Source organism: Parasphingorhabdus sp. JC815 (assembly GCF_040717415.1).
GTDB lineage: Bacteria > Pseudomonadota > Alphaproteobacteria > Sphingomonadales > Sphingomonadaceae > Parasphingorhabdus.
Genome location: NZ_JBFEFM010000001.1, coordinates 1126598 through 1151432, shown reverse-complemented (window position 1 = coordinate 1151432; position 24835 = coordinate 1126598). Strand labels below are relative to the sequence as shown.

Annotated in this window: 20 protein-coding genes; 15 read left to right on the top strand and 5 right to left on the bottom strand. The window is 52.1% G+C overall.

Features of this window, described 5'->3' with window-relative positions; genetic code table 11:
- The first annotated feature begins 132 nt into the window (after nt 1-132).
- The 14 genes from AB1K62_RS05550 (at nt 133) to ligA (ending at nt 17474) form a co-directional block, all read left to right on the top strand.
- Entirely contained in the window at nt 133-1356 is a 1224-nt protein-coding gene (locus AB1K62_RS05550; protein ID WP_367001918.1) for an argininosuccinate synthase, read from the top strand.
- A gap of 8 nt (nt 1357-1364) precedes the next feature.
- Nucleotides 1365-2339 carry a calcium/sodium antiporter gene (locus AB1K62_RS05545; protein ID WP_367001917.1) on the top strand — a complete coding sequence of 325 codons (975 nt, stop codon included), beginning with the start codon at nt 1365-1367 and terminating at the stop codon, nt 2337-2339.
- 168 nt (nt 2340-2507) lie between these two features.
- Complete coding sequence (rimP, locus tag AB1K62_RS05540) at nt 2508-3059, top strand: ribosome maturation protein RimP (protein WP_367002073.1); 552 nt, start codon at nt 2508-2510, stop codon at nt 3057-3059.
- A gap of 2 nt (nt 3060-3061) precedes the next feature.
- Entirely contained in the window at nt 3062-4690 is a 1629-nt protein-coding gene (gene nusA, locus AB1K62_RS05535) for a transcription termination factor NusA (protein ID WP_367001916.1), read from the top strand.
- The gene (locus AB1K62_RS05530) at nt 4671-5315 is read left to right on the top strand and encodes a DUF448 domain-containing protein (RefSeq protein ID WP_367001915.1); all 645 of its coding nucleotides are present in this window, start codon (nt 4671-4673) and stop codon (nt 5313-5315) included. The genes nusA and AB1K62_RS05530 overlap by 20 nt, the downstream gene beginning before the upstream one ends.
- A gap of 92 nt (nt 5316-5407) precedes the next feature.
- The gene (gene infB, locus AB1K62_RS05525; RefSeq protein ID WP_367001914.1) at nt 5408-7978 is read left to right on the top strand and encodes a translation initiation factor IF-2; all 2571 of its coding nucleotides are present in this window, start codon (nt 5408-5410) and stop codon (nt 7976-7978) included.
- Complete coding sequence (locus AB1K62_RS05520) at nt 7978-8430, top strand: PaaI family thioesterase (protein ID WP_367001912.1); 453 nt, start codon at nt 7978-7980, stop codon at nt 8428-8430. Before infB ends, AB1K62_RS05520 begins: the two co-directional genes overlap by 1 nt.
- Nucleotides 8430-8828 (top strand): 30S ribosome-binding factor RbfA, encoded by a 399-nt coding sequence (gene rbfA, locus AB1K62_RS05515; RefSeq protein ID WP_367001911.1) that lies wholly within the window; start codon nt 8430-8432, stop codon nt 8826-8828. The genes AB1K62_RS05520 and rbfA overlap by 1 nt, the downstream gene beginning before the upstream one ends.
- 43 nt (nt 8829-8871) lie before the next feature.
- Entirely contained in the window at nt 8872-9837 is a 966-nt protein-coding gene (gene truB, locus AB1K62_RS05510; RefSeq protein WP_367001909.1) for a tRNA pseudouridine(55) synthase TruB, read from the top strand.
- Nucleotides 9838-9859: 22 nt separating this feature from the next.
- The gene (gene rpsO, locus AB1K62_RS05505; protein ID WP_367001908.1) at nt 9860-10129 is read left to right on the top strand and encodes a 30S ribosomal protein S15; all 270 of its coding nucleotides are present in this window, start codon (nt 9860-9862) and stop codon (nt 10127-10129) included.
- 204 nt (nt 10130-10333) lie between these two features.
- Entirely contained in the window at nt 10334-12598 is a 2265-nt protein-coding gene (gene pnp, locus AB1K62_RS05500) for a polyribonucleotide nucleotidyltransferase (RefSeq protein WP_367001906.1), read from the top strand.
- 177 nt (nt 12599-12775) lie between these two features.
- Nucleotides 12776-13558: an outer membrane protein assembly factor BamD gene (locus AB1K62_RS05495; protein WP_367001904.1), complete on the top strand. Its 783-nt coding sequence runs from the start codon at nt 12776-12778 to the stop codon at nt 13556-13558.
- Nucleotides 13559-13629: 71 nt separating this feature from the next.
- A complete protein-coding gene (gene recN / locus AB1K62_RS05490; protein ID WP_367001902.1) occupies nt 13630-15294 on the top strand; it encodes a DNA repair protein RecN in 1665 nt (554 codons plus the stop codon).
- Nucleotides 15294-17474, top strand: a complete 2181-nt coding sequence (ligA, locus tag AB1K62_RS05485) for an NAD-dependent DNA ligase LigA (protein ID WP_367001900.1) — start codon at nt 15294-15296, stop codon at nt 17472-17474. Before recN ends, ligA begins: the two co-directional genes overlap by 1 nt.
- A 115-nt stretch (nt 17475-17589) precedes the next feature.
- Here the strand turns inward: ligA and AB1K62_RS05480 are convergent, their stop codons facing one another.
- On the bottom strand, nt 17590-18333 hold the full coding sequence (locus tag AB1K62_RS05480; RefSeq protein WP_367001899.1) for a TIGR02117 family protein: 744 nt from the start codon (nt 18331-18333) through the stop codon (nt 17590-17592).
- A 29-nt stretch (nt 18334-18362) separates the two neighbouring features.
- Here AB1K62_RS05480 and phhA point away from each other — a divergent pair, with 29 nt between their 5' ends.
- On the top strand, nt 18363-19259 hold the full coding sequence (gene phhA, locus AB1K62_RS05475; RefSeq protein ID WP_367001897.1) for a phenylalanine 4-monooxygenase: 897 nt from the start codon (nt 18363-18365) through the stop codon (nt 19257-19259).
- 22 nt (nt 19260-19281) lie between these two features.
- Here phhA and AB1K62_RS05470 read toward each other — a convergent pair whose 3' ends face one another.
- The 4 genes from AB1K62_RS05470 to AB1K62_RS05455 all read right to left on the bottom strand — a co-directional run bounded on the left by AB1K62_RS05470 (nt 19282) and on the right by AB1K62_RS05455 (nt 24815).
- The gene (locus tag AB1K62_RS05470) at nt 19282-20265 is read right to left on the bottom strand and encodes a 50S ribosomal protein L11 methyltransferase (RefSeq protein ID WP_367001895.1); all 984 of its coding nucleotides are present in this window, start codon (nt 20263-20265) and stop codon (nt 19282-19284) included.
- Nucleotides 20266-20379: 114 nt separating this feature from the next.
- Entirely contained in the window at nt 20380-22254 is a 1875-nt protein-coding gene (locus tag AB1K62_RS05465) for an ABC-F family ATP-binding cassette domain-containing protein (protein ID WP_367001893.1), read from the bottom strand.
- Nucleotides 22255-22451: 197 nt separating this feature from the next.
- Complete coding sequence (locus AB1K62_RS05460) at nt 22452-23366, bottom strand: hypothetical protein (RefSeq protein WP_367001891.1); 915 nt, start codon at nt 23364-23366, stop codon at nt 22452-22454.
- 111 nt (nt 23367-23477) lie between these two features.
- A complete protein-coding gene (locus tag AB1K62_RS05455) occupies nt 23478-24815 on the bottom strand; it encodes a S8 family serine peptidase (RefSeq protein ID WP_367001889.1) in 1338 nt (445 codons plus the stop codon).
- Between the last annotated feature and the right edge of the window lie 20 nt (nt 24816-24835).

Below are 24835 nucleotides of genomic sequence, written 5' to 3'. Positions count from 1 at the left end.
AATGCCCGGATAGGCGAACATGAAAATTATATATATTTTGCTTCCGGCCTAGCTTAATCCTTGCATATCATATTGCGTGGCCCTGTTCAGCCTGATAGGCGCGCGACTTTATATATTTTGAAAGACTGATTAATGAGCGATTCCGTCAAACGTGTGGTTCTGGCCTTTTCCGGAGGGTTGGACACAAGTGTTATTCTGAAATGGCTGCAACAGGAATATGGTTGTGAAGTCGTCACTTTCACTGCCGATCTGGGGCAGGGTGAAGAATTGGGTCCAGCGCGCAAAACTGCCGAAATGCTGGGCGTAAAGCCGGAACATATCTTTATTGATGATCTGCGTGAAGAATTTGTGAAAGATTATGTTTTTCCGATGATGCGCGCCAATGCTGTTTACGAAGGACTATATCTGCTCGGAACATCAATTGCCCGGCCGCTGATTTCCAAACGCCAGATTGAGATTGCCAAGGCAACCGGAGCGGATGCTGTCGCCCATGGTGCTACCGGGAAGGGCAATGACCAGATTCGTTTTGAGCTGGGCTATTATGGCCTTAATCCCGATGTAAAGGTAATCGCACCTTGGCGGGAGTGGGATTTAACCAGCCGAACACGGCTGATCGAATTTGCTGAAAAACATCAGATTCCTGTACCTAAAGATAAACGCGGTGAAGCGCCGTTTTCCACCGATGCGAATATGTTACATACATCTTCGGAAGGTAAAGTGCTGGAAGATCCTTGGGAAGAGGTGCCCGATTATGTGTATTCTCGGACTAACAATCCCGAAGATGCTCCCGACACACCGGAATATATCACCATTGATTTTGAACATGGCGACGGCGTTGCGATCAACGGAGTGGGGATGAGCCCTGCGACTTTGCTTGAAAAGCTTAATGATTATGGCCGTGAGCATGGCATTGGCAGGCTTGATCTGGTTGAGAACCGCTTTGTCGGGATGAAGTCACGCGGTATGTATGAAACGCCCGGCGGGACCATTTATCATGCAGCACACCGCGGCATTGAACAGCTTACTCTGGATAGCGGCGCGGCCCATCTGAAAGATGAACTGGCCCCGCGCTACTCCGAACTGGTCTATAATGGCTTCTGGTTTGCGCCAGAACGCGAAATGCTACAGGCTGCTATCGACAAAAGCCAAGAGCGTGTGACCGGAACTGTCCGGTTAAAACTCTATAAGGGGTCGGTGAATGTCGTTGGCCGCAAAGCTGATGTCGATTTTAATCTTTATAGCGAAGATGTCGTCACCTTCGAAGATGATGCGGGCGCTTATGACCAGAAAGATGCCGAAGGCTTTATCAAGCTGAATGCTTTGCGCCTCCGGTTACTTGGAAAGCGTCATCGCTAAACCATGACATGATAGTCGCAGCTTTAACCTTGCTGGCGGGGTTTGTTATACTAATTGGCGGGGGTGAGCTGCTGGTCCGCGGGGCTGTGCGTATTGCGGAGCGCGCAGGGATGTCAGAGCTGCTTATCGGTCTGACCATTGTCGGATTTGGTACATCGGCTCCAGAGCTGGTGGCCAGTGTCGAGGCTGCGCGTGCCGGATCGCCGGGCATTGCTTGGGGTAATATTGTCGGTTCTAATATCGCCAACAGCCTTTTAATACTGGGGGCGGCCTCGGTTATTTTGCCCATGGCCGTCCCGCGAGGGCCATTATGGCGTGATGGTGGATTGGCGCTGATTATGACGGCGGTGCTTTGGTATGTTGCGAATAATAGCGGGATTACCATTGCAATTGGCGCAGGGTTTATAGGTATTTTGCTTATCTATCTCGGCTACGCCTATTGGGCAGAACAAACACATGACACGGGTGCCAGCGCAGTGCATGAAAAAGCAGAGGCGCTCGAAATAACGGATACCCAATTACATTTTAAACAACCCTTGTGGCAATCTTCTCTGATTCTGATTGTGGGGCTTATACTGGTAATTTTGGGTGGTAAGTGGCTTGTTGAAGGCGCTGTTGATCTCGCTAGAATGATCGGATTGAGCGAGGCTGTTATCGGTTTGACGGTGGTCGCCATTGGAACCTCGTTACCGGAAATGGTCACTTCCGTGATTGCAGCTTATAAAGGGGCCAGTGCAGTTGCTTTGGGCAATGTTCTGGGTTCAAATATATTCAATCTGCTTCTTATCGGCGGTGTTACAGCAATGATTGCGCCGGGAACAATTCCTTTTGAAATAGCAGGTTTCGGCTTGCCTTTGCTGTTTGCTACATCTGTATTATTATTGATTTTTGCTGCCACAGGGAGAAAAATTTCTCGCTGGGAAGGCGCAGTCTTACTGTTAGTTTATGTCGGTCAGCTTGTTTATAATGTGGCTGCCATTTAAGTTTTTCGCTATGCAGAAAATTAGTTGCTGTAGAATTGCATTGCAAAAACGGGAAACATTCCCTAAGTAACATTCATCCCGACATTGTAGAGAATTTGAAGGGGCTGGCGCCGGACGGGGCCGGCACGAAAGAGTTTTGCATTATAGCTGGAACAAAATTTGACCGAAATGACTGCCATCATCGACCTTGTTAAACCTGAAGTACAGGCTTTAGGCTTTGATCTGGTGCGTGTGCAATTTATTGCTGGTGCAGATGAGCCTACATTACAGATTATGGCTGAGCGGCCAGAAACCGGACAACTTGACATAGATGATTGTGCGGCTCTGTCGCGGCGGATTTCAGCAAAGTTTGACGCGCTGGAAGAAGAAGGGCGTGATCCGGTTGAAGGGGCTTACAGGCTTGAAGTCAGCTCTCCCGGAATAGACCGTCCGCTAACCCGGGCAAAAGATTACAAAAATTGGGCAGGGCACGAAGCGCGGATCAATCTGATTGAGGCGGTTTCGGGCAAGAAACAATTGCGCGGCTTGCTTGAAGCTATTGAAGGTGAGATAATAGCGATTGACGATCGCAAGCTGGGACGTCAAACGACGCATCTTGAGAATGTGCACAGCGCCAAGCTGATTCTGACTGATGCCTTGATTGCTGCGGCCATGCCGGTTTCGACCGATGGCGCAGATGAAATTGAAGAAGATATTTTAACCGAAGAACAGGAAGACTAATCATGGCCAGTGCCATTTCTGCGAATAAGGCTGAATTGCTAGCTATTGCCAATGCGGTTGCATCGGAAAAAATGATCGACAAGACCATTGTGGTTGAAGCGATGGAAGAAGCGATTCAGAAAGCCGCGCGGGCCCGCTATGGTGCGGAGAATGATATTCGCGCGAAGCTCGACCTGCAAAGCGGTGATTTGCGGCTTTGGCGTGTGGTTGAAGTGGTTGAGGAAGTCGAAGACTATTTCAAGCAGGTTGATCTGAAGCAGGCTGAAAAACTGGAATCGGGATCGAAAGTCGGTGACTTTATCGTTGATCCGCTGCCCGCTGTTGATCTGGGGCGTATTGACGCGCAATCCGCAAAACAGGTTATCTTCCAGAAAGTCCGCGACGCAGAGCGTGAGCGGCAGTATGAAGAGTTTAAGGACCGTGCCGGTGAGATTATTACCGGTGTCGTAAAATCGGTTGAGTTCGGTCATGTCGTCGTCGATCTTGGCCGCGCCGAGGGCGTTATTCGCCGTGACCAGCAAATCCCGCGTGAGGCCGCTCGTGTAGGGGACCGCGTTCGCTCGCTGATCATGAATGTTCGCCGCGAAAACCGTGGCCCGCAAATATTCTTGTCGCGCGCACATCCTGATTTCATGAAGCTGCTGTTTGCACAAGAAGTGCCGGAAATCTATGACGGTATTATCGAGATTAAAGCCGCTGCACGTGACCCGGGTAGCCGTGCCAAAATCGGTGTGATTAGTCATGACAGCTCCATTGACCCGGTTGGTGCCTGTGTCGGTATGAAAGGTAGTCGCGTTCAGGCCGTCGTGCAGGAAATGCAGGGCGAGAAGATCGACATTATCCCATGGTCCGACGATATCGCGACCTTTGTCGTTAACGCGCTACAGCCTGCGACGGTAAGCCGCGTGCTAATCGACGAAGAAGAAGGCCGTATCGAAGTGGTTGTCCCTGATGACCAGTTAAGCCTTGCTATTGGTCGTCGCGGACAGAATGTACGTCTTGCATCTCAATTGACCGGTTTGGCGATTGATATCATGACCGAAGCGGATTCCAGCGAGAAGCGTCAGGCCGAATTTGCTGTTCGCACTGCGATGTTCCAGGAAGATCTCGACGTTGATGAAACCTTGTCGCAGCTTTTGGTTGCAGAAGGCTTTAGCGAGATGGAAGAAGTCGCTTATGTTGCTCCAGAAGAGCTTTCTAATATCGAAGGCTTTGATGAAGAGCTGGCCGCCGAATTGCAAAGCCGCGCTTTGGAAGCGTTGGAGCGCCGGGAAGCGACAGCCAAGGCAGAACGGACCGAGATGGGCGTTGAAGATGCCGTGGCTGAGCTTCCTTATATGACGGAAGCTATGTTGGTGACTTTGGGCAAAGCTGGCCTCAAGACATTGGATGATGTTGCCGATTTGGCGACCGATGAACTTGTTTTGAAGCGAAAATCCGAACCACGCCGTCGCAATGACAATCGCAAGCCTGAGCCGGACGGCGTTCTCGCTAGCTACGGCCTGACCGAAGAGCAGGGCAATGAGATTATCATGGCTGCTCGCGCTCATTGGTTTGAGGATGAAGACGAAGCGGCCCCCGCCGCTGAAGGTGAAAAAGGGGAGGACGCGAATGCGGAAACTCCCCAATGAGACGCCTTCTAAACCTTTAGATCGCGCGCCGCACCGTAAATGTATACTGACTGGGGAAAGCCTTCCTCAGGAGGGTTTGGTGCGTCTAGCGCTAAGTCCAGATGGTCAGATAGCACCCGATGTTCGTGCCAAGGCGCCCGGTCGCGGTGCTTGGATCAGTGTGGATCGCCGTGGCCTTGAGCAGGCTCAGGATAAGGGCACATTGAAAAGTGCGTTGTCGCGTGCTTTCAAGACTGGCAAGGTTGATATTCCGGATGATCTGGCTCAGCAGGTTGAAAATGCGCTTGAACGCGCCACATTAGACAGGCTGGGTCTGGAAGCGCGTGGCAGTATGCTGTTGACCGGTTCGGAAAAAATTGAAACTGCTGCCCGGCAGGGGGACGTCGATATGCTCCTCCACGCATCCGACGCTGGACGAGATGGTTCTGCGAAACTGGATCAGGCCTGGCGCATTGGTAGCGACCGTGAAGGACAGGATGTCCGTGGTCGGATTTTGCCAGTGGACCGACAGGCCCTTTCTGTGGCATTGGGGCGTCAAAATGTCGTGCATATAGGGATTATCGACCACAGAGCGGCGGAGCGAATTTCGCACATGCTGGACAGATGGTGTCACTTTAAACGATAGCCATATTGCGGAGACGAGAGTTGCGTGAGTTAAATTGAAGTTGCCTGTTAGATTATTGAAGTAATGAAATTTTTAAGGATTAAGTCTGTTCGATGAGTGAAGATAAGAAAGATACCGCCAAACCTGAACGCAAGCCTTTGGGATTGAAGCGTTCGGTTGAGCCGGGCGAAGTCAAACAGACGTTTAGCCACGGACGCACCAACAAAGTCGTCGTCGAGGTCAAGCGCCGCAAGCTGGTTGGCAAGCCGGGGGCTCAGGAAGCGGCCAAGAATATTGTGCCGGAAACTCCGGCTCCTGCGCCTGCGCCTGCTCCGGTGAAAAAAACCGCACCTGCTCCTAAGCCAAAACAGGATGACATGCTGACCCGTCAAGAAAGGCAGGCAAAATTACTGCGCGAGGCCGAAGAAGCTCGTTTGGCTGCCATGGAGGAGGCGCGTAAACGTGATACGCAGGCTAAGATAGCTCAATCCGCCGAAGAGAAGAAGCGCGCTGAAGATAAGCGCAAAGCGGAAGAGGAAAAGGCTAAAAAGGCTCAGGAAGAAATTAAGGCAGCCGAGGAGGCCGCGGCCGCATCTGTTGAAACTGATGATGCAAATGTTCCTCAGCCTGATCCAGCACAGCCCGTGTCAGAAAAACCTGCTCCAGCCAAGCCGAGTACTGCGCCCAAGCATCCACCGGCGCGCAAATTTACGCCTGTGGAGGCGCCGAAGCGACCAGAACCCAAGCCGAAGCCCAAAACTGGGCGCAGCGATCGCAGTGATCGCCGCCAATCGGGTAAATTGACCGTTAACCGCGCGCTGCGCGGTGATGATGGCGCGGCGCGTGCTCGTTCTCTTGCTGCGCTCAAGCGTGCGCGGGAAAAGGAAAAGCGTGCACAAATGTCTGGTCAGCCGCGTGAACCACGTGAAAAGCAGATTCGCGATGTAATTGTTCCAGAAGCAATTACGGTTCAGGAACTGTCAAAACGTATGGGCGAAAAAGGCGCTGACCTGGTAAAATCACTGTTCAACATGGGGTCCATGGTTACCGTCAACCAGACGATTGATCAGGATACCGCAGAATTGCTGGTCGAAGAATTTGGCCACCGTATTCAGCGTGTGTCCGAGTCTGATGTTGAAATTGACACAGAGAAAGATGTCGATCCGGAAGAAACGCTTAAACCGCGTCCTCCTGTGGTTACAATCATGGGGCATGTCGACCATGGTAAGACATCCTTGCTGGACGCCTTGCGCGGAACCGATGTGGTTGCGGGTGAATCTGGCGGTATTACCCAGCATATTGGCGCTTATCAGGTCAAAATGAAAAATGGTGACAAGATCACATTTTTGGATACGCCGGGCCATGAAGCCTTTACCAGCATGCGGCTGCGCGGAGCCAATGTCACAGATATTGTGATTTTGGTTGTGGCGGCAGACGATGGTTTGATGCCACAAACAATTGAGGCGATTAACCACACGAAAGCGGCAGATGTGCCGATGATTGTAGCGATCAACAAGATTGACAAGGAAGCTGCTGATCCGATGCAGGTTCGCACTCGTTTGCTTGAACATGAAGTGATAGTTGAGGCTATGTCTGGTGATGTGCAGGATGTAGAAGTCTCTGCGCTCAAAAAGACGAATCTTGATGAGTTGATCGAGAAAATTCACTTGCAGGCCGAATTGCTTGAACTCAAAGCCCGTCCGGATCGTCCTGCCGAAGCTATTGTAGTGGAAGCCAAGCTCGATAAAGGGCGAGGCCCGGTTGCGACCGTGTTGGTTCAACGTGGTACTTTGAAACGCGGCGATGTTTTTGTTGTTGGTTCGCAAACCGGTAAGGTACGTGCGATGATCGACGAAAAAGGCGCGCAGCTTAAAGAGGCTGGGCCATCGGTCCCGGTCGAAGTCCTGGGACTATCAGGTGTGCCCTCAGCCGGTGATAAATTGACCGTGGTTGAGAATGAAGGCCGGGCCCGCGAAGTCGCTGCTTATCGTGCAGAGCAACAGAAATTGCTACGCACGACACAAGCCCCGACATCATTGGAAAATATGTTCTCAGCTGCTGCTGACAGTGCGGTTGAGTTTCCGTTGCTCGTCAAAGCAGACGTTCAGGGATCGACCGAGGCGATTGTGCAGGCACTCAATAAAATATCGAATGATGACATTAAGGTGCGGATTTTGCACAGCGGTGTCGGAGCGATTACCGAGAGTGATGTGACATTGGCTGCGGCCAGTAATGCGCCGATCATTGGCTTTAACGTGCGTCCAAATGCAAAAGCGCGCGATATAGCCAAGCGTGATGGTGTGCGACTTAAATATTTCGATATTATCTATGATCTGACCGATGAGATCCGTGCCGAAATGGCCGGTGAACTTGGTCCGGAGAAAATCGAGAATGTCGTGGGCCGTGCAGAGGTCAAGGATGTGTTTAAATCCGGTAAGAAAGATAAAGCCGCTGGTCTGCTTGTCACCGAAGGCGCACTGCGCAAAGGCTTGTTCGCTCGCCTTACCCGCGACGATGTTATTGTCAGCGCAACGACCATTGCTTCATTGCGCCGTTTCAAAGACGATGTTGAGGAAGTGCGCGCGGGCATGGAATGTGGTGCGGTGCTCGAAGATACCAACGACATCAAGCCTGGAGATATGCTTGAAGTCTTTGAAGTTGAAGAGAAAGAACGCATTCTTTAATGGCAGATCAGTCCTTCTGGGGAGCAGAAATGATTGAAGCGTTAAAACAAGAGGACATGTTGGGCTTCAAACGCCCACCATGTTCCGAGACGCTTAATTCTCTCGTTTTGGAAGCAAATAAAGACACTGGTGCTGTGCGTATGCAATTTGATGCACCGCAAAATTTTGTCAGCCCCCGCGGGACCATTCAAGGCGGTTTTGTCGCTGCCATGATCGACGAGGCCATTGGTATCCCGGTACTGATAAAATCGGGGGGTGAATATGCGCCTTTGACACTGGATCTAAGCCTGACCTATATCAAGCCTGTGCTACCGGGCCGGGTATATGGCGAAGGACAGATTATTCGAATGGGACGGAGCGTCGCGTTTTTGGAAGCGCAGCTTTATGATAAATCCGGCGCATTATTGGTGAAAGCTACGTCCACGGCTAAGGTTGGACCCACGGTTGAATAATGGCAAAATATAACGATACATCCCCTGAAGGTCGCTCTGTGCGATTGCTTCGTGTGGGTGAGCAGATCCGGCATATCTTATCAGAACTGTTGATGCGCGGAGAGGTGCACGATGATGTGCTGACCTCTCATTCCGTCAGCGTGACAGAAGTGCGGATGTCGCCGGACTTGCGTCACGCGACGGTGTTTATAAAGCCGCTTTTGGGTGCGAACGAAGCAGACGTGCTTAAAGCGCTTAAAACCAATACGGCCTTTTTCCAAAAGGAAGTCGCAAAGCGGGTAAAGATGAAATATGCCGCGCGTCTCAAATTTCTTGTGGATGAGAGCTTTGATGAAGCCCAGCACATAGAAAAGCTGCTTCGTCATCCCAAAGTAGCGCAAGATTTGCCTGAAGAATAATCCGGAATCGATCTTCTTTAAATTACTGAACAGGAGCGAGCGGGTGAAACCACATGGCTGGATTATTCTCGATAAGCCGCTGGAGCTTGGCTCTACTCAAGCTGTTGGTGCAGTAAAACGCAATTTGCGGGAAGCAAGCCTTCTTGGAAAGGGCAAAAACAAGACCAAAGTCGGACATGGTGGTACGCTGGACCCGCTAGCTACCGGGGTGCTACCAATTGCCGTTGGTGAAGCGACGAAGTTATGCGGGCGTATGCTAGATGCTTCGAAAACCTATGAGTTTACAATTACATTCGGAACAGAAACTGAAACTCTAGATGCAGAAGGAGATGTGTCCGAAACCTCTGATTACTTGCCTTCCTTGGCACAGATTGAAGAGATATTACCGCAATTTATTGGTCTTATATCACAGATTCCGCCAAAATATTCTGCATTGAAGATTGACGGCAAGCGGGCCTATGATCTCGCGCGAGCCGGTGAAGCGGTGGAAATGAAGATGCGAAAAGTCACGATTCACGCTCTGGCAATTTCTTCCAAGCTTCAAGAGGGCTGCCAAGAAGGTCAACAGGAAGAAAGCATCGAAAGCGTTACTCTTACGGCCGATGTTTCCAAGGGAACTTATATCCGCTCTCTCGCGCGCGATATTGCGCGTGAGCTTGGGACAGTCGGACATGTCTCGATGTTGCGCCGCACCAAGGCTGGTCCTTTCACGTTGGGACATGCGATTTCGCTGGACAAACTCAATGAAATTGGTAAGGGCGCGGACATTAAAGATTATCTCTTGCCGCTTGAGGCGGGGCTGGACGACATCCCGGCTTTTGACCTCAATCCTGATCAGGCAAGACTGCTTCGTCAAGGCGTAATGCTGGATGAGCAGGATTTGATCGGGAACCCCGCCCAAAAACAAGGGCTTCACGGGCTCTTTCTGGCGACTGAGGATGATAGTCCGGTTGCACTGGCAGAGCTTGTTGACGGGACCATAAAGGTCGTTCGCGGGTTTAATATGTAAAGATGTTCGAAGGAAAAATATTATGACGATTACCGTAGAAAAAAAACAGGAACTGATCACAAAGTTCGCACAAACAGAAGGCGATACCGGTTCTCCAGAAGTTCAGGTTGCAATCCTTACCGAGCGAATTGTTAACCTCACCGAGCATTTCAAAGGTCACCACAAAGATAATCATTCGCGTCGCGGACTACTAATGATGGTGAACAAGCGCCGCTCCTTGCTGGATTATCTCCGCAAGAAAGACGCGGGACGCTATTCGAAACTCATTAAAGATCTTGGTCTCCGGAAATAAGAAATTTGAAACCGGCCTCCCGATGGAGGCCGTTTTCGCATTGGTCCCCCTGAATTTGGGGGCAGAAAAGGCGGATTTTCGCAATAAGGCGAAAAATGCCAGATAACGGGAGCGAAATTAGCTCTCAACCGCTTTCCAGCCGGATTGCTGGATAAATGAAAGCCCCCGCACTGCATAGGGCAGGCGGGACAAAGGAAAATACGAATGTTTGATGTAAAAAAAGTTGAAATGCAGTGGGGCGGACAGACCCTCACTCTCGAAACGGGCCGTATTGCTCGTCAGGCCGATGGTGCTGTACTCGCGACCCTCGGCGAAACGGTTGTACTGTGTGCAGTAACCGCTGCTAAATCGGTGCGTGAAGGACAGGATTTCTTTCCGCTCACCGTCCATTATCAAGAAAAATTCTCAGCCGCTGGTCGTATCCCAGGCGGCTTCTTTAAGCGCGAAGGCCGCGCGACGGAAAAAGAGACTCTGACTTCACGTTTGATCGACCGTCCTTGCCGTCCGCTATTCCCCGAAGGTTTCTATAACGAAATCAACGTGATCTGTCAGGTAATGAGCTATGACGGTGTTAATGAACCTGATATTCTGGCGATGGTCGCAGCTTCTGCTGCGCTGACCATCTCGGGCGTTCCTTTCATGGGGCCGATCGGTGCTGCTCGTGTGGGCTATAAAGAAGGCGAATATCAGCTGAACCCATCCATGGAGGAGGTTGCTGAAGGTGAGCTCGATCTCGTTGTCGCTGCTACTCAGGGCGCCGTGATGATGGTAGAATCGGAAGCAAAAGAGCTTTCCGAAGAAGTCATGCTGGGCGCTGTCGAATTCGCTCATGAAGCGTCCAAGCAGGTTACTGATCTGATCATCGATCTGGCTGAGCAGGCTGCTAAAGAGCCTTGGCAGCTTGATGCTGGCGACGATAATAGCGATATCAAAGAAGAACTGCGTAAGTTGGTTGGAAAAGACATTGCTGCGGCTTACAAAAAAACTGACAAATCAGAGCGTTCCGATGCTTTGAATGCGGTTCGTGAAAAAGCCAAAGAAAAATATGCCGAAGAAGACGGCCAGACCCAAATGACCGCCGGAAAGATGGTCAAGAAGCTGGAAGCTGAGATCGTTCGCGGCGCGATTATTAAAGATGGCACGCGTATTGATGGTCGTAAGCTGGATGAAGTTCGCCCGATCGAAGCGATGGTTGGCTTGTTACCGCGTACCCATGGTTCGGCTTTGTTCACTCGCGGTGAAACACAAGCAATTGTGACGACGACACTCGGTACGAAAGATGCCGAGCAGATGATCGATGGTCTAGATGGCCTTAGCTACACCAACTTTATGCTGCACTATAATTTCCCACCTTATTCAGTTGGTGAAGTAGGCCGATTTGGTTTTACCAGCCGCCGTGAAACCGGTCATGGTAAGCTCGCTTTTCGCGCTCTTCGTCCGGTTCTGCCTACAGTGGAAGAGTTTCCGTATACGATTCGTGTGCTTTCTGACATTACCGAATCCAACGGCTCATCTTCGATGGCAACCGTTTGCGGTGGCTCGTTGGCTATGATGGACGCCGGTGTGCCTCTGGCGCGCCCAGTTTCAGGTATTGCTATGGGCCTGATCCTTGAAGGCGAAGAATTTGCGGTTCTTTCCGACATTCTCGGTGACGAAGATCATCTGGGTGACATGGACTTCAAAGTTGCAGGTACCGAAAAAGGTATCACATCCTTGCAAATGGACATCAAGGTAGCTGGCATTACGCAGGAAATCATGAAGTCAGCGCTTGCACAAGCCAGTGGTGGCCGTGAGCATATCCTCGGTGAAATGAATAAGGCTCTGTCATCAGTTCGTACCGAAATGTCCGAGCATGCTCCGCGTATCGAAACGATGCAGATTAACAAAGAAAAAATCCGCGATGTTATCGGTACCGGCGGTAAGGTTATTCGTGAGATTGTTGCGGAAACCGGCGCGAAGGTTGACATTGATGATGAAGGCTTAATCAAGGTTTCTTCTTCCGATAAATCTCAGATTGATGCAGCTCTGGCATGGATAGCCGGCATTGTAGAAGAAGCCGAAGTCGGCAAAATCTATGATGGTAAAGTTGTAAATCTTGTCGATTTTGGTGCATTTGTGAATTTCATGGGCGGCAAGGATGGCCTTGTCCATGTCTCTGAAATCAAGAATGAACGTGTCGAGAAAGTCTCAGATGAACTAAGCGAAGGCCAGGAAGTCAAGGTCAAGGTTCTTGAAATTGACCAGCGTGGCAAGGTCCGTCTGTCAATGCGTGTGGTTGATCAGGAAACTGGCGAAGAGCTGGAAGATACCCGTCCTGCACGAGAACCTCGAGGCGATAAATCCCGTGGACCGCGCCGTGATGGCGGTGGACGTGGTCGTGATGGTGGTGGACGTGGTCGTGGCCGTAATAACGGCGACAAAAATGGCGGCGGTGATATTCCATTGCCAAGTTCAATCACAGAAGACTAGTTCTTTTGAACATGTACAAAAAAGGGTTCCGTGCAAGCGGGACCCTTTTTTTTGTCTTTCATTCATCTTACAGCCAATGAAAATCCGTTAGGAAACCGGAAGCTAAAAGCAGTGAATGATAACGCTTCGTTTAAAGAACTATTGGCGGGCAAGGGATTAGTGGTTAAGGGAAGTGCTATGAAAAACATGATCATCAAAACGGCTCTATTGGGCTTGTCGGTTACCACTCTTTCAGCATGTGCCGCACTGGGCGGTGGCGGAGGGGGTGGAACAGACACTCGCTATGTCGCCCGCGACGTGAATACATTGTATAACGCAGCAAAAGATCGACTTGATCGTGGACAGTATAGAATCGCCGCTGCGTTATTTGACGAGGTTGAGCGACAACATCCTTATTCTCCATGGGCCCGTCGTGCACAACAAATGAGTGCATTCAGCTATTATGTGGCAGGTGATTATAATAAGGCGATTGAAACATCACGTCGCTTTTTATCGATTCACCCTGGTAATAAAGATGCGCCTTATGCCTTTTACCTGATCGCGCTCAGCTATTATGAGCAGATTAGTGATGTGACACGGGATCAGAAGATTACCGAACAAGCACTTTCTACATTAGGTGAAGTGGCGCGTCGCTATCCCAATAGTAGCTATGCTGCCGATGCTCTGTTGAAAATGGATCTGGTCAATGATCATTTAGCAGGCAAGGAAATGGAAATTGGCCGTTTTTACCAACGTCGTGGCAAGTGGTTGGCAGCGACTATCCGTTTTCGCACGGTTATCGACAAATATGAAACTACGACCCATGCACCCGAAGCATTGATGCGATTGACCGAATCCTATCTGGCATTGGGCGTTCCCGCAGAGGCCCAGAAATCTGCTGCGGTTCTGGGGGCCAATTACCCGGGTTCAAAATGGTATGAACGCGCCTATAAACTTGTGAATAAACACGGAACAACCTGAATTCGTGCAAATTATACTTGCCATGCCCATGGGGCGTTGCAGCTAGGATGAACGTGATTTAAGAGAGAGCTGTGCTGCTATCTCTTTCCATCCGTAATATCGTCCTTATCGAAGCGCTGGACCTGGAATTCGGGTCTGGTCTTTCTGTGCTGACCGGGGAGACCGGGGCAGGTAAATCGATTTTGCTGGATTCGCTTGGTCTTGTGCTTGGCAATCGCGCGGATAGCGGATTGGTTCGCCAAGGCACCGAAAAAGCACAAGTCACCGCTAGTTTTTCTTCGCCTACTAAAGATAGTAAACTGGCATTATACCTAAGTGATAATGATATTGATCTGGAACTGGGTGAACCGCTGATTATAAAGCGTTCGGTTAAGGCGGATGGCGGCAGCCGTGCTTTTATCAATGATCAGCCTTGCTCTGCCGCTATGCTGCGTGAAATTGGTGGTTGGTTAATCGAGATTCACGGACAGCATGATGACCGCGGCTTGATCAACCCGCGTGGCCACCGCCGCTTGCTTGATGTTTATGCTGGGGTTGATGACGCAAAGGTTAGAAACGCTTTTGAAAGCTGGCAATCTGCGAAAGCTATGCTGGAAACAGCCCTGAATGATCAGGAAGCTGCTGAACTGGACCGTGAATATCTGGAGCATAGTGTAGCAGAACTAACCAATTTTGCTCCGCAACCTGGGGAAGAACAGGAACTGGCGCTGGAGCGTGCGACAATGATGAAGGGTGAAAAGCTCACCGGCGACCTTGAAGCGATTAGAACAGCCTTTGACGGATCGAACGGTGGTCTGGCTTCCCTTAGAACGGCAGCGCGGCGATTGGACCGGATATCCCAAGACCACCCTCTATTGGCAGAAGCATTGCAGGCAATTGATCGCGCTGTGATTGAGGCGAGCGAGGCAGAAGATAAGCTCAACGAGGCGGCAAATGCACTGGCTTTTGATCCGCAACGACTAGACGATATGGAAACGCGCTTGTTTGATCTTCGGGCATTGGCGCGCAAGCATCGGGTTGAGGGCGATGGTCTGCCGCAATTGCTGGTTGATCTGGAAAACCGGCTGGCGGCGATTAGTGACGGGGGCGCTTCACTGGAAGAGATGGAGACCAAAGTGAAGGTTGCAAAACAGGCCTATGTCGACGCGGCAGAGGCCTTGCGGCTCAAGCGGGTCAAGGCCGCAAAGGCGCTGGATAAGGCGGTTTCCGAGGAACTTATACCACTGAAACTGGATGCCGCGCGGTTCGAAACACTGTTGGAACCGCTCGACGAGGCCCGGTGGGGCGTTCATGGTATGGACCGGATTGAATTTTTAATTTCCACCAATCCCGGTGCGCCGCTGGCTCCGCTTGGCAAAATTGCTTCGGGCGGGGAATTGTCGCGTTTCATTTTGGCGCTGAAGGTTGCTTTGGCGGAAGAAGGCGGGGCTAAGACGATTATTTTTGACGAGGTTGATCGCGGTGTTGGCGGCGCGGTGGCCTCTGCCATTGGCGACCGTTTGTCCCGCCTGTCGGGCAGCGCCCAGTTGCTGGTCGTGACGCATAGCCCGCAAGTTGCGTCCAAGGGCAATGCCCATATGCTCATCAACAAAAGCTCCAACGGCACAGTATCGCGCACAGATGTCACTGCGCTGGACAATGAGGGCCGCCGTCAGGAAATTGCCCGGATGCTGTCGGGCGCGGATATAACGGACGAAGCCCGCGCGCAGGCGGACCGATTACTTGAGAGGGTGTGATGAGCACGATTGAGCCAACCGACCTCTCAAAAGCTGATGCAGCAAACGAACTCATGCGTCTTGCCCGTATTATTGCCAAGCATAACAAGCTCTATCACGCCGAAGATTCGCCGGAAATATCCGATGCGGAATATGATGCACTGATTAAGCGCAACAATGCATTGGAGGAGGCTTTCCCGGATTTGGTGCGCGATGATAGCCCGAATAAGCAGGTTGGTGCGGCAGTGGCCAGCTCACCGCTATCGAAAATCACACATGCACAGCGGATGTATTCGCTCGACAACGGCTTTGCGGATGAGGATATCGCCGAATGGATCGCGCGGGTACGGCGGTTTTTGAACCTGCCGGAGGGGGAGCCGGTGGCCGTGACGGCGGAGGACAAGATTGACGGCCTGTCATGTGCGCTACGTTACGAAAAGGGAGAGCTTGTGCTTGCGGCAACCCGCGGCGATGGCCAGATCGGCGAGGATGTGACTGCCAATGTCCGGATGATTGCCGATATTCCGCAGGTGCTGGGTATAGGAGAATCCTCGCTCTTACAGACTGATTCCCCCACCCCAACCCCTCCCCTGAAGGGAAGGGGCTATGATATTCCCGAAGTTTTTGAAGTTCGCGGAGAGGTCTATATGGCCAAAAGTGACTTTATAGGCCTTAACACCCGCCTGATGGAAGAAGGCAAAGCCGATGCAGCGGTGAAGAATATTGATTTTGACCCCGCAAAAATTCGCCAGTTTGCCAATCCGCGCAATGCAGCAGCCGGATCGCTGCGCCAGAAAGATGCAAATGTTACGGCCAAACGCCCGCTAAAATTCTGGGCGCATGGCTGGGGCGAGGCAAGCAGTGAGCCGGGTGAAACCGTTTTTGATGTCATGGCGTCAATTGCCAGTTGGGGCATTCCGGTATCGCCGTTGATGCAGCGGTTTGAAACATTGGATCAGATGCTGGATCATTACCGCCATATAGAGGCTGAGCGCGCGGATATGCCCTATGATATTGACGGGGTGGTTTATAAGGTTGACCGGCTCGACTGGCAGAAACGCCTTGGTTTTGTGGCGAAGTCCCCGCGCTGGGCCATTGCCCATAAGTTTCCGGCGGAACAGGCGCAAACGACGTTGGAAAACATAGATATTCAGGTAGGCCGCACCGGCAAGCTGACCCCTGTCGGGCGGTTGAAACCCGTGACGGTAGGCGGGGTGGTTGTGTCGAATGTGACGTTGCATAACCGCGATGAAATTGAACGGCTTGGCGTGCGCCCCGGTGACCGGGTGCTGGTTCAACGGGCGGGTGATGTTATTCCGCAAGTTGTGGAAAATCTGACCCGTGATGACGTGCGCGAACCTTATGTTTTCCCCGACCATTGTCCCGAATGTAACAGCGAAGCGGTCGCACAAGAGGGTGAGGTCGATGTTCGCTGCACCGGCGGTCTGATTTGTCCGGCTCAACGGTTCCAGCGACTGGCGCATTTTGCCTCGCGCGCGGCGCTGGATATTGACGGTCTGGGTGAAAAAAGCATCGCGGAATTTATTGAGGCCGGATTTATTGGAAGTCCGGCGGATATTTTTCGCCTCCATACCCATCGCGCAGCCATATTGGCGCGCGATGGCTGGCAGGAAAAGTCTGTGGATAACCTGTTGGCTGCTGTGGAAAAGAAACGCTCGGCAGACGCGGCGCGGCTGCTCTTTGGCTTGGGGATACGCCATATTGGCGTGGTAACGGCGCGTGATTTGATGAAAAATTTCACGACGCTGCCCAAATTGGCCGAAGTAGCGACGGCTGCGCGTGATGATGAAGCTGTTCGGGAAGAAATAACCGCGATTGACGGTGTTGGGCCGACCGTGGCGGAGGCACTGGCTGATTTTTTTCATGAGCCGCATAACCGCGCGCTTTGGGACGACTTGCTAAGTGAAGTCACGCCGCCCGATTATATTGTCGAGACGCGCGATAGCAAAGTCGCGGGCAAAACCGTGGTATTCACCGGCAAGCTGGAAACGATGAGCCGTGATGAAGCAAAGGCACAGGCGGAGGCTTTGGGGGCAAAGGCGTCGGGATCGGTTAGTGCGAAAACCGATCTGGTGGTCGCCGGGCCGGGAGCGGGATCAAAGATGAAAAAGGCCACCGAATTGGGTATAGAGGTTATCGATGAAGCGGCCTGGGCAGAAATTGTAAAAGCGGCAGGGTAGGTGTGGAGTTTCTGCCTTGCCGGATATAATATTCTCGTCATCCTGAACTTGTTTCAGGATCCATTATGTATATCACGTAGGTTGTGGACTCCTTGAAATAGATCCTGAAACAAGTTCAGGATGACGAATATGGGGAGTATTTTTTGGGTGCACCTAATCGCGAAACATCCGTCTGTGGCTCGATATCCATAACCCAGCGCATTACGCCGCCTTGAAACGGGGTCCAGATGCCAGTCCGGATGCCGGCCTGACGCAAAACATCGCTGGTCCAGCTATTACAGGTATAAAAAACATTATAATGGCCGCGAGCCTTGTAGAATATATCGTGCTTTCCATAACCGGCTGATGGAATAGATTGCCCGGCTTGATCCAGAACAAAGCGGCCTTTTATGGCTTCTACGATCAGCCGATATTCCGCCTCGCTGACCATGATGCTGCGCCGGAAACGGGGATAAGCCTGTGGATAGTTCAGGTGATAAACGTGCAGCAATACGTCATCACTGCCAAGAATGGCGCTTACGGCATCGCTAAAGCGCAAATCCTGCCAATGCTCGGCGTTTCGATAGACCCCTTCATGACCCCAGCCGATCATAACATGGCTGCTATAGCCCATCGAACTGTCGATATCTTCGGGCCGGATTAACGTCCGCCAATCATGCACGTCACTATAGGCGGGCATGATAATAGCGGTATGCAAACCATTGGTTTCAATGAATAATTCCAAGCCATCATCCGGGCTTTTCCAAAATTGATTGGCGGGTAATATGCTGCCTGCCAAGGCCGCTAACAGATATAATATAATTACAGCCAACAGGCTGACGAAAATGCGTTTCGCCCATTTTAAGCAAGAAGTTGCCATTGAAACCTTTTTTACTGTAAGATAGCTCTATGCTATCTGCCCCCGACCCGGAAAACCATGTTTATGATAAGCCACCGGCACACGCAAATGCCGACTGGACGATTGACCAGAATTGGCCTGCCTATACCGACGAAGAACACGCCACATGGGACACGCTGTTTGCGCGTCAGTGCAAAATGCTACCGGGCCGCGCAGCACAGGCGTTTATGGACGGGGTTGATATTTTACAACTTTCCAAAGCCGGTATTCCGGATTTTGATGAACTCAACCGGATATTGATGGATGCGACCGGATGGCAGGTGGTTGCGGTGCCCGGTCTGGTTCCCGATGATGTGTTTTTCGATCATCTCGCCAATCGGCGGTTTGTTTCCGGGAATTTCATCCGGAAACCCGACCAGCTTGATTACTTGCAAGAGCCAGACATATTCCATGATGTATTCGGCCATGTTCCGATGCTGGCTGATCAGCGCTTTGCCGATTATATGGAGGCTTATGGCCGCGGGGGGCTTCGGGCGCTCGAATTTGGAACGCTGAAACAACTGGCACGGCTATATTGGTATACGGTTGAATTTGGCCTTATTCAGGAAGCGGAAGAATTGCGTATCTATGGCGCCGGTATTGTTTCAAGCTATGGCGAAAGCAAGTTTGCGCTGGAAAGCGATAGCCCCAATCGTATCATGTTCGATCTGGAAAGGGTGCTGCGTACCGAATATCGGATTGATGATTTCCAGCAAAATTATTTTGTCATACCCGGTCTGGAAGAATTGCTGCGCGTGACGGTCGAAACGGATTTCAAGCCGGTTTACGAAAAAATTGCCGACATGCCGGATATTGCGATTGCCGAAATTGTTGAAGGTGATGAGCTGCTAACCCACGGAACGCAGGACCATGCCAGTGCGCAGTCGGGCGATGCGGTTATAATATGAAAATATCTTCCCTCAAACGGGGTCAACATTCCCCGAAATAATCGCGTGCCAACGGTGATTTGATTATTCGCCCTATTTTCGTAGCGCCATATTGGTTTGTTTTCACCAGTGTGAGGCAAGGCCATTCATTTTCCATGATTTCATGACGCAAACGAAAGCCCGCCCTGATATAGGCATGGAGCACGTCCTTATGCTGCTCTTTTAGCAAACCAGCCAGAATGAGTGTCGTTCGCGGCGCGGCAGCAGCCGCAATTTGCGGTGCAAGGGCGATCAGGGGGCCTGCCAATATATTGGCAATGATCAGGTCGTAAGGAGCGCGCCGGGCGATATTTTTATGGTCAAGGCCATTGCTGGTCAGTAATTCTATTGCACCGGGCATGGGCGCAGACGGAAAGGCGTTTATCCGGGCGTTGTCTTTGCTGACCTGCACCGCGACCGGATCAATATCGCTGGCAATAATTTTGGCGGCTGGCCATAGGTGACGGGCCGCAAAGGCCAGCAAACCTGTGCCGGTTCCTACATCAATGATATTGCGATAACGTCCGCCCAAACGCTTCAGCCGGTCGAGACTTTGTAGACAGCCCATCGTTGTTTGGTGGTGGCCGGTGCCAAACGCCCGGCCCGCGTCTATGCATATGTTGATAACATCGGAATCATACAGCGGCGGGCTACTGGGTGTATGGACATAGAAACGGCCTGTGCGTATCGGCTCCAGCCCCTGTTGGCTAAGCGTAACCCAATCTTCATCGGGCAGCTTTTCGTAACTTGGTGCGACGCCGGCTATCCGGGCAGACGGAGAGAGTTCTGCGATGCTTTCAAGCAAACCAGCATCGGGTTTGGCGTTGCAATATATCTCGATCAACCAATTATCCGGCGTTTCGGGATCGGCTTCGCTTGTGACAATTGTGGGCGGGTTATCATCGGAACTGATGAACGGTTCATTCTCTGACAGATAATCTGCTTCTTCACGGGTGCAGGGAAGAATTATCTTCCATGTATCGGTCAAAATGACATCCCTGAATAAGAGTGCATTGGAAAGCACGAGGTCGACGGGACGGAAGTGAGTGCTTGCAAACGTGCGGATCGTGGTATTTTCCGCACAAACTTCCAGAATGGTATTTTAGGCATTAGCCATCTCGATCGCTTCATTGGCCGCTAACCAGTCGGTTTCATTCTGTTCCAGTTCCTCTTGAACGGAGGCGCGCAATTTCATCAATTCGGTCATGGTCAAATCCGCATAATCTTTTTCTGCACTTGCCGGGTCGAACATCGCGCGGTCAATGGCTGACAGCTTTTTGCCGAGGGTTTCAATTTTCTTTTCGGCAGTGCTGGCGGCTTTACGCAGTTCCGATTGCTGCTTGCGCCGTTCGGCGGCAAGGCGGCGTTCTTCCTTGCGGTTGCCGCCGCCGCTACCGCTGCTTGCCGGTTTCTCCTGATTTCGTCCCAAAACAAAATCGGTATAGTCATTCAGCGTACCGGAAAACTCCTGTGCCTTGCCGCTATCGACCATGACAAGGCGGTCGGCGGTCAGCTCCAGCATATGGCGGTCATGGCTGACGAGGATCACTGCGCCGCTATATTCATTCAGCGCGTGGACCAGTGCTTCGCGGGCATCGACATCAAGGTGGTTGGTCGGTTCGTCGAGGATCAGCAGATGCGGTGCATCGCGTGTAATAAGCGCAAGGGCCAGCCGCGCGCGCTCACCGCCCGAAAGCTTGCCGACCTTTACCGTGGCTTTATCACCGGAAAAACCAAAGCGGCCAAGCTGCGCGCGCACGGCTCCCGGTTTGGCATCCTTCATCAGCCGGGTCATATGTTCCAGCGGCGTGTCGGTCGTGTCAAGTTCTTCAACCTGATATTGGGTAAAATAGCCCACGGTCAGCTTACCCGATTTATTCATCGCGCCCGCTTTTGGCTCCAACTGGCTGGCGAGCAGGCGGGCCAGCGTAGTCTTGCCATTACCATTACGGCCCAGCAAAGCGGTGCGGTCATCGGGATCAAGCCGCAGGTTCAGCCCTGACAAAATGATATTATCACCATATCCCACAGCTGCATCGTCCAGTGTGATTAGCGGCGGTTTCAATTCAGCAGGGCTGGGGAAGTGAAAACTGAGCGAAGGATCTTCAATCGCCGCTGCAATCGGCTCCATGCGCGAGAGCGCCTTAACGCGGCTTTGAGCTTGTTTCGCGCTATGCGCCTTGGCTCCCCAGCGGCTGACAAAGGCTTGCAGTTTTTCGCGCTGGGCTATTTGTTTTTCACGGGCGGAAGCCAGTTGCGCCTGACGTTCGGCACGCTGTTTTTCAAACGCGTCATAGCCGCCGGGATAAAGCGTAGTTTTTCCGCCTTGCAGATGCAGAATATGGTCAACCACATTGTTGAGCAAGTCCCGCTCATGGCTGATCACCAATATGGTCGCCTGATAGCTGGTCAGGAAGTTTTCAAGCCAAAGTGTTGCTTCAAGATCAAGGTGGTTAGACGGCTCGTCAAGGAGCAGCAATTCGGGCTGCGAAAACAAAAGTGCGGCAAGCGCCACGCGCATTCGCCAACCGCCGGAAAAGCTGTCCATCGGTTTTTGCTGGGCCTCTTCATCGAAGCCAAGGCCAATCAGGATTTTTGCCGCACGAGCCGGTGCGCTATGCGCCTCGATCATATTAAGCCGCTCATGGATTTCAGCAATCCGGTGCGGATCATCGGCGGTTTCCGCTTCTTCGAGCAGTGCGGCGCGTTCTGTATCAGCCGCTAAAACCGTGTCCAGCGGATTTGCAGAGCCAGCGGGTGCTTCTTGTGCAATATAGCCCATACGCGCGTCTTTAGGCATATCGACACTGCCGTCATCGGGTTCCAGCAGTCCAGCTACGACTTTCATCAAGGTGGATTTGCCCGCACCATTGCGGCCAATCATCCCTACGCGCGCGCCGGGGGGTAGGGCAGCAGTTGCTCCATCTAAAATGACTGCACCGCCAAGACGCACTGTTATATTGCTAAAATTAAGCATGGCCGTTCGTTAGCGGAGCTTTGAGGATTTGGCTAGATAGCTAAGTCTTGCAAGTTTGATTTGTCCTATCGGGATGGTGTTACTGTCAAAAGTAAAGCGCGCCGGAGGTTATCCGGCGCGCTTCTTGCGTATAATGGTGCACGCTGTTGCAAAAGGGGGACTAAAGCACAGATTAAATGCACCATTATGGCAAATGGTTATTCGGCTTCGCTTTGTTCTTCCTGAGCTTTCGCCGCTTTCTTAATCTCGCCTTTGCTCATAGCGGTCAGCAGTATGTCACCAGAACCGGCGAAGCTGGCCGCTGGTAAAGTGGCAGTGCGGTTGCCCGCTTCGACGACCACCGATTGGACTACGCCTGCTCCGGTCTGTTGCACGGACTGGACATATCCCACCACGCGGCCTTTGGGATCTTCAATAGGCATACCGGGAGCAACGGAGAACATTCCGCCTGCATTGGCAGCAGAGCTTCCTGATGCAGCGAGTTGCCCAAGATTGCCCATCGCCAATGCGTTTCCATTACCGCTGGCATTGCCACTGGCATTACCGGCGGCATTTTCGAATAGCGAACCTGCACCCGATGCTGATGACATGGCACTGCCCGCTGCTCCTGAAGCTGTTCCGGTAGCTTGGGCTGCAACGCTACCTGCAACCGATTTCGCGCCTTGGACGGTGCCTCGGCCAGTTGAGGCTGCTTGACCAGCGGTCGAGCGGACCGCATCTGTGCCAATCAGATTTGCATTCGCGCTGCCATTGGCGGAGGCGGAGCCATTGGCCGAGCCGCTTGCTGAGCTGGTTGGCAGATCAACCGAGCCGAGCAATGAACCATTGGCATTGCTGTCGGCGTTGGTGGAAACCTGACCAGAGCGCGTATTGACTTTGCGGTCAACACGGGTCGAACCCTTGGCATCGCCGCGTCCCGTAATTGTGCCTGTCGTCCGGCCAATTGTATCGGGTCCGCTGAGACTTCCGCCGCCCAGCGTGCCGCCCATTGTACCGCCCAATGTTCCACCAAGCGCGCCGCCCAGACCGCCACCGCCGCCCAGCAATTGGGCTGATGCCGGTGCTGTGGTTAGAAAGGCTATCGTCAATGTGCTTGCTACAAATTTTTTCATGGTCTTTCTCCTTGCTTGACGATGATATTTTCGTCGTCTGGTAAAAGAACGATGCGGCTTGATGATTTAATCCACAGTAATGAAAAAAAATGCAGAAAAAGCTGTAATGGCTTAACGAAGCCCGCATTTTCCGCAGATCAGGCCGTTGCCAAAAATTTTGTCTGGCCCTTTTTTGCCAAGATCTTTGGCTTCCCGGATCAACGCATTGATCGATGGCCTGATCCGAGTGATGTCGGGGGAAGGATAATGCACTGCCAGCCTTGCAGCGACTAGTGGCGCAGCAAAAGAAGTCCCGCGCAAAGAAATAATTTTGCCGTCCGGCGATGCTCCTTTGAGATCAGCACCCGGCGCAGCGAAATCAACAGGCGTTCTGATCCCTGCTTCTGGCAGTGCGCGTTCGCGGCGATCAACGCCCGTCACACCGATCACACCCTTATAGGATGCTGGAAAACGCGGCGGCGCAGCCGGACCGTCATTTCCCACAGCGGCCACGATTAACACACCTTTTTTCTGTGCTGCAGAAATGGCGAGACCAAGGAGTGGGTTTTCGGGGCCGACCAAACTGATGGTTACAACCGGAACCTGTCGCTGTGCCATCCAACCGAGCGCCTGCACGATCGCTGTTGCATTACCGCCAGCCGGATCACGGCCATATATGTCTGCGGCAAGAAGGCGCCGTGGTCTATGCGGGTTTGCAGAAACAAGCGAAGCGATAGCGGTCCCGTGATTGCTGGCCGATGGCGCACCCTTGGCAAAGCCGCGCTGCTCGACGGCTATATTGATTGCATCATGACGGGCGATGCCGCCGTCGATTAGTCCCATTGCGCCAGAGGGTGTATTGCCGCTGGCAAGTAACAAGCCATTCAGCGGGGGAATTGCTATAGGCAGCGAAGCATTTGCAGAATCTAAACCGCTGGGAAAATAGATATTATCGGCGCTTATATCTGCTTCGCGAGCAATTTTTTGTAATTTCTTCTGTTCCGATTCCAGTTTTCTTCCCGGACGAACCGCCAATTTGACATAGCTTATGCCCAGCCCGTCGATACTCTCGCGCTCCAATATCCGAAATCCTTCTGCTGTCGCGCTCTGTAAGGAGCTTTCAGATATGCCGGTGGCAATCAAAACGCCGCGAACCGCCGGATCACCATATTGGTCCCGTTCGACATAATTTTTATTTTCCCGGAGAAACCGCTTCACGCGGTCGATGCGGAGCCGCTCAAGCATAGTTCGCAGTTCAGCAGCGCTTAGGCGGTCCAATATGTTATTATTTATAACGCCGGTGGAAGGATCGACCAAGGGGCCGGATATGGATTGGTCATTTCCGTATATTCCGTTATCGGGAATCTGCGGCAGACCACCTCCCACCCGGGGAAGTGAGATCTGTGCAATGGCGGCAAAAGGAACAAGTGCTAGGACTATCCCCGTCAGCCATACATTTCGATATTTCATAGCTGCCTCTCATCCCGGTT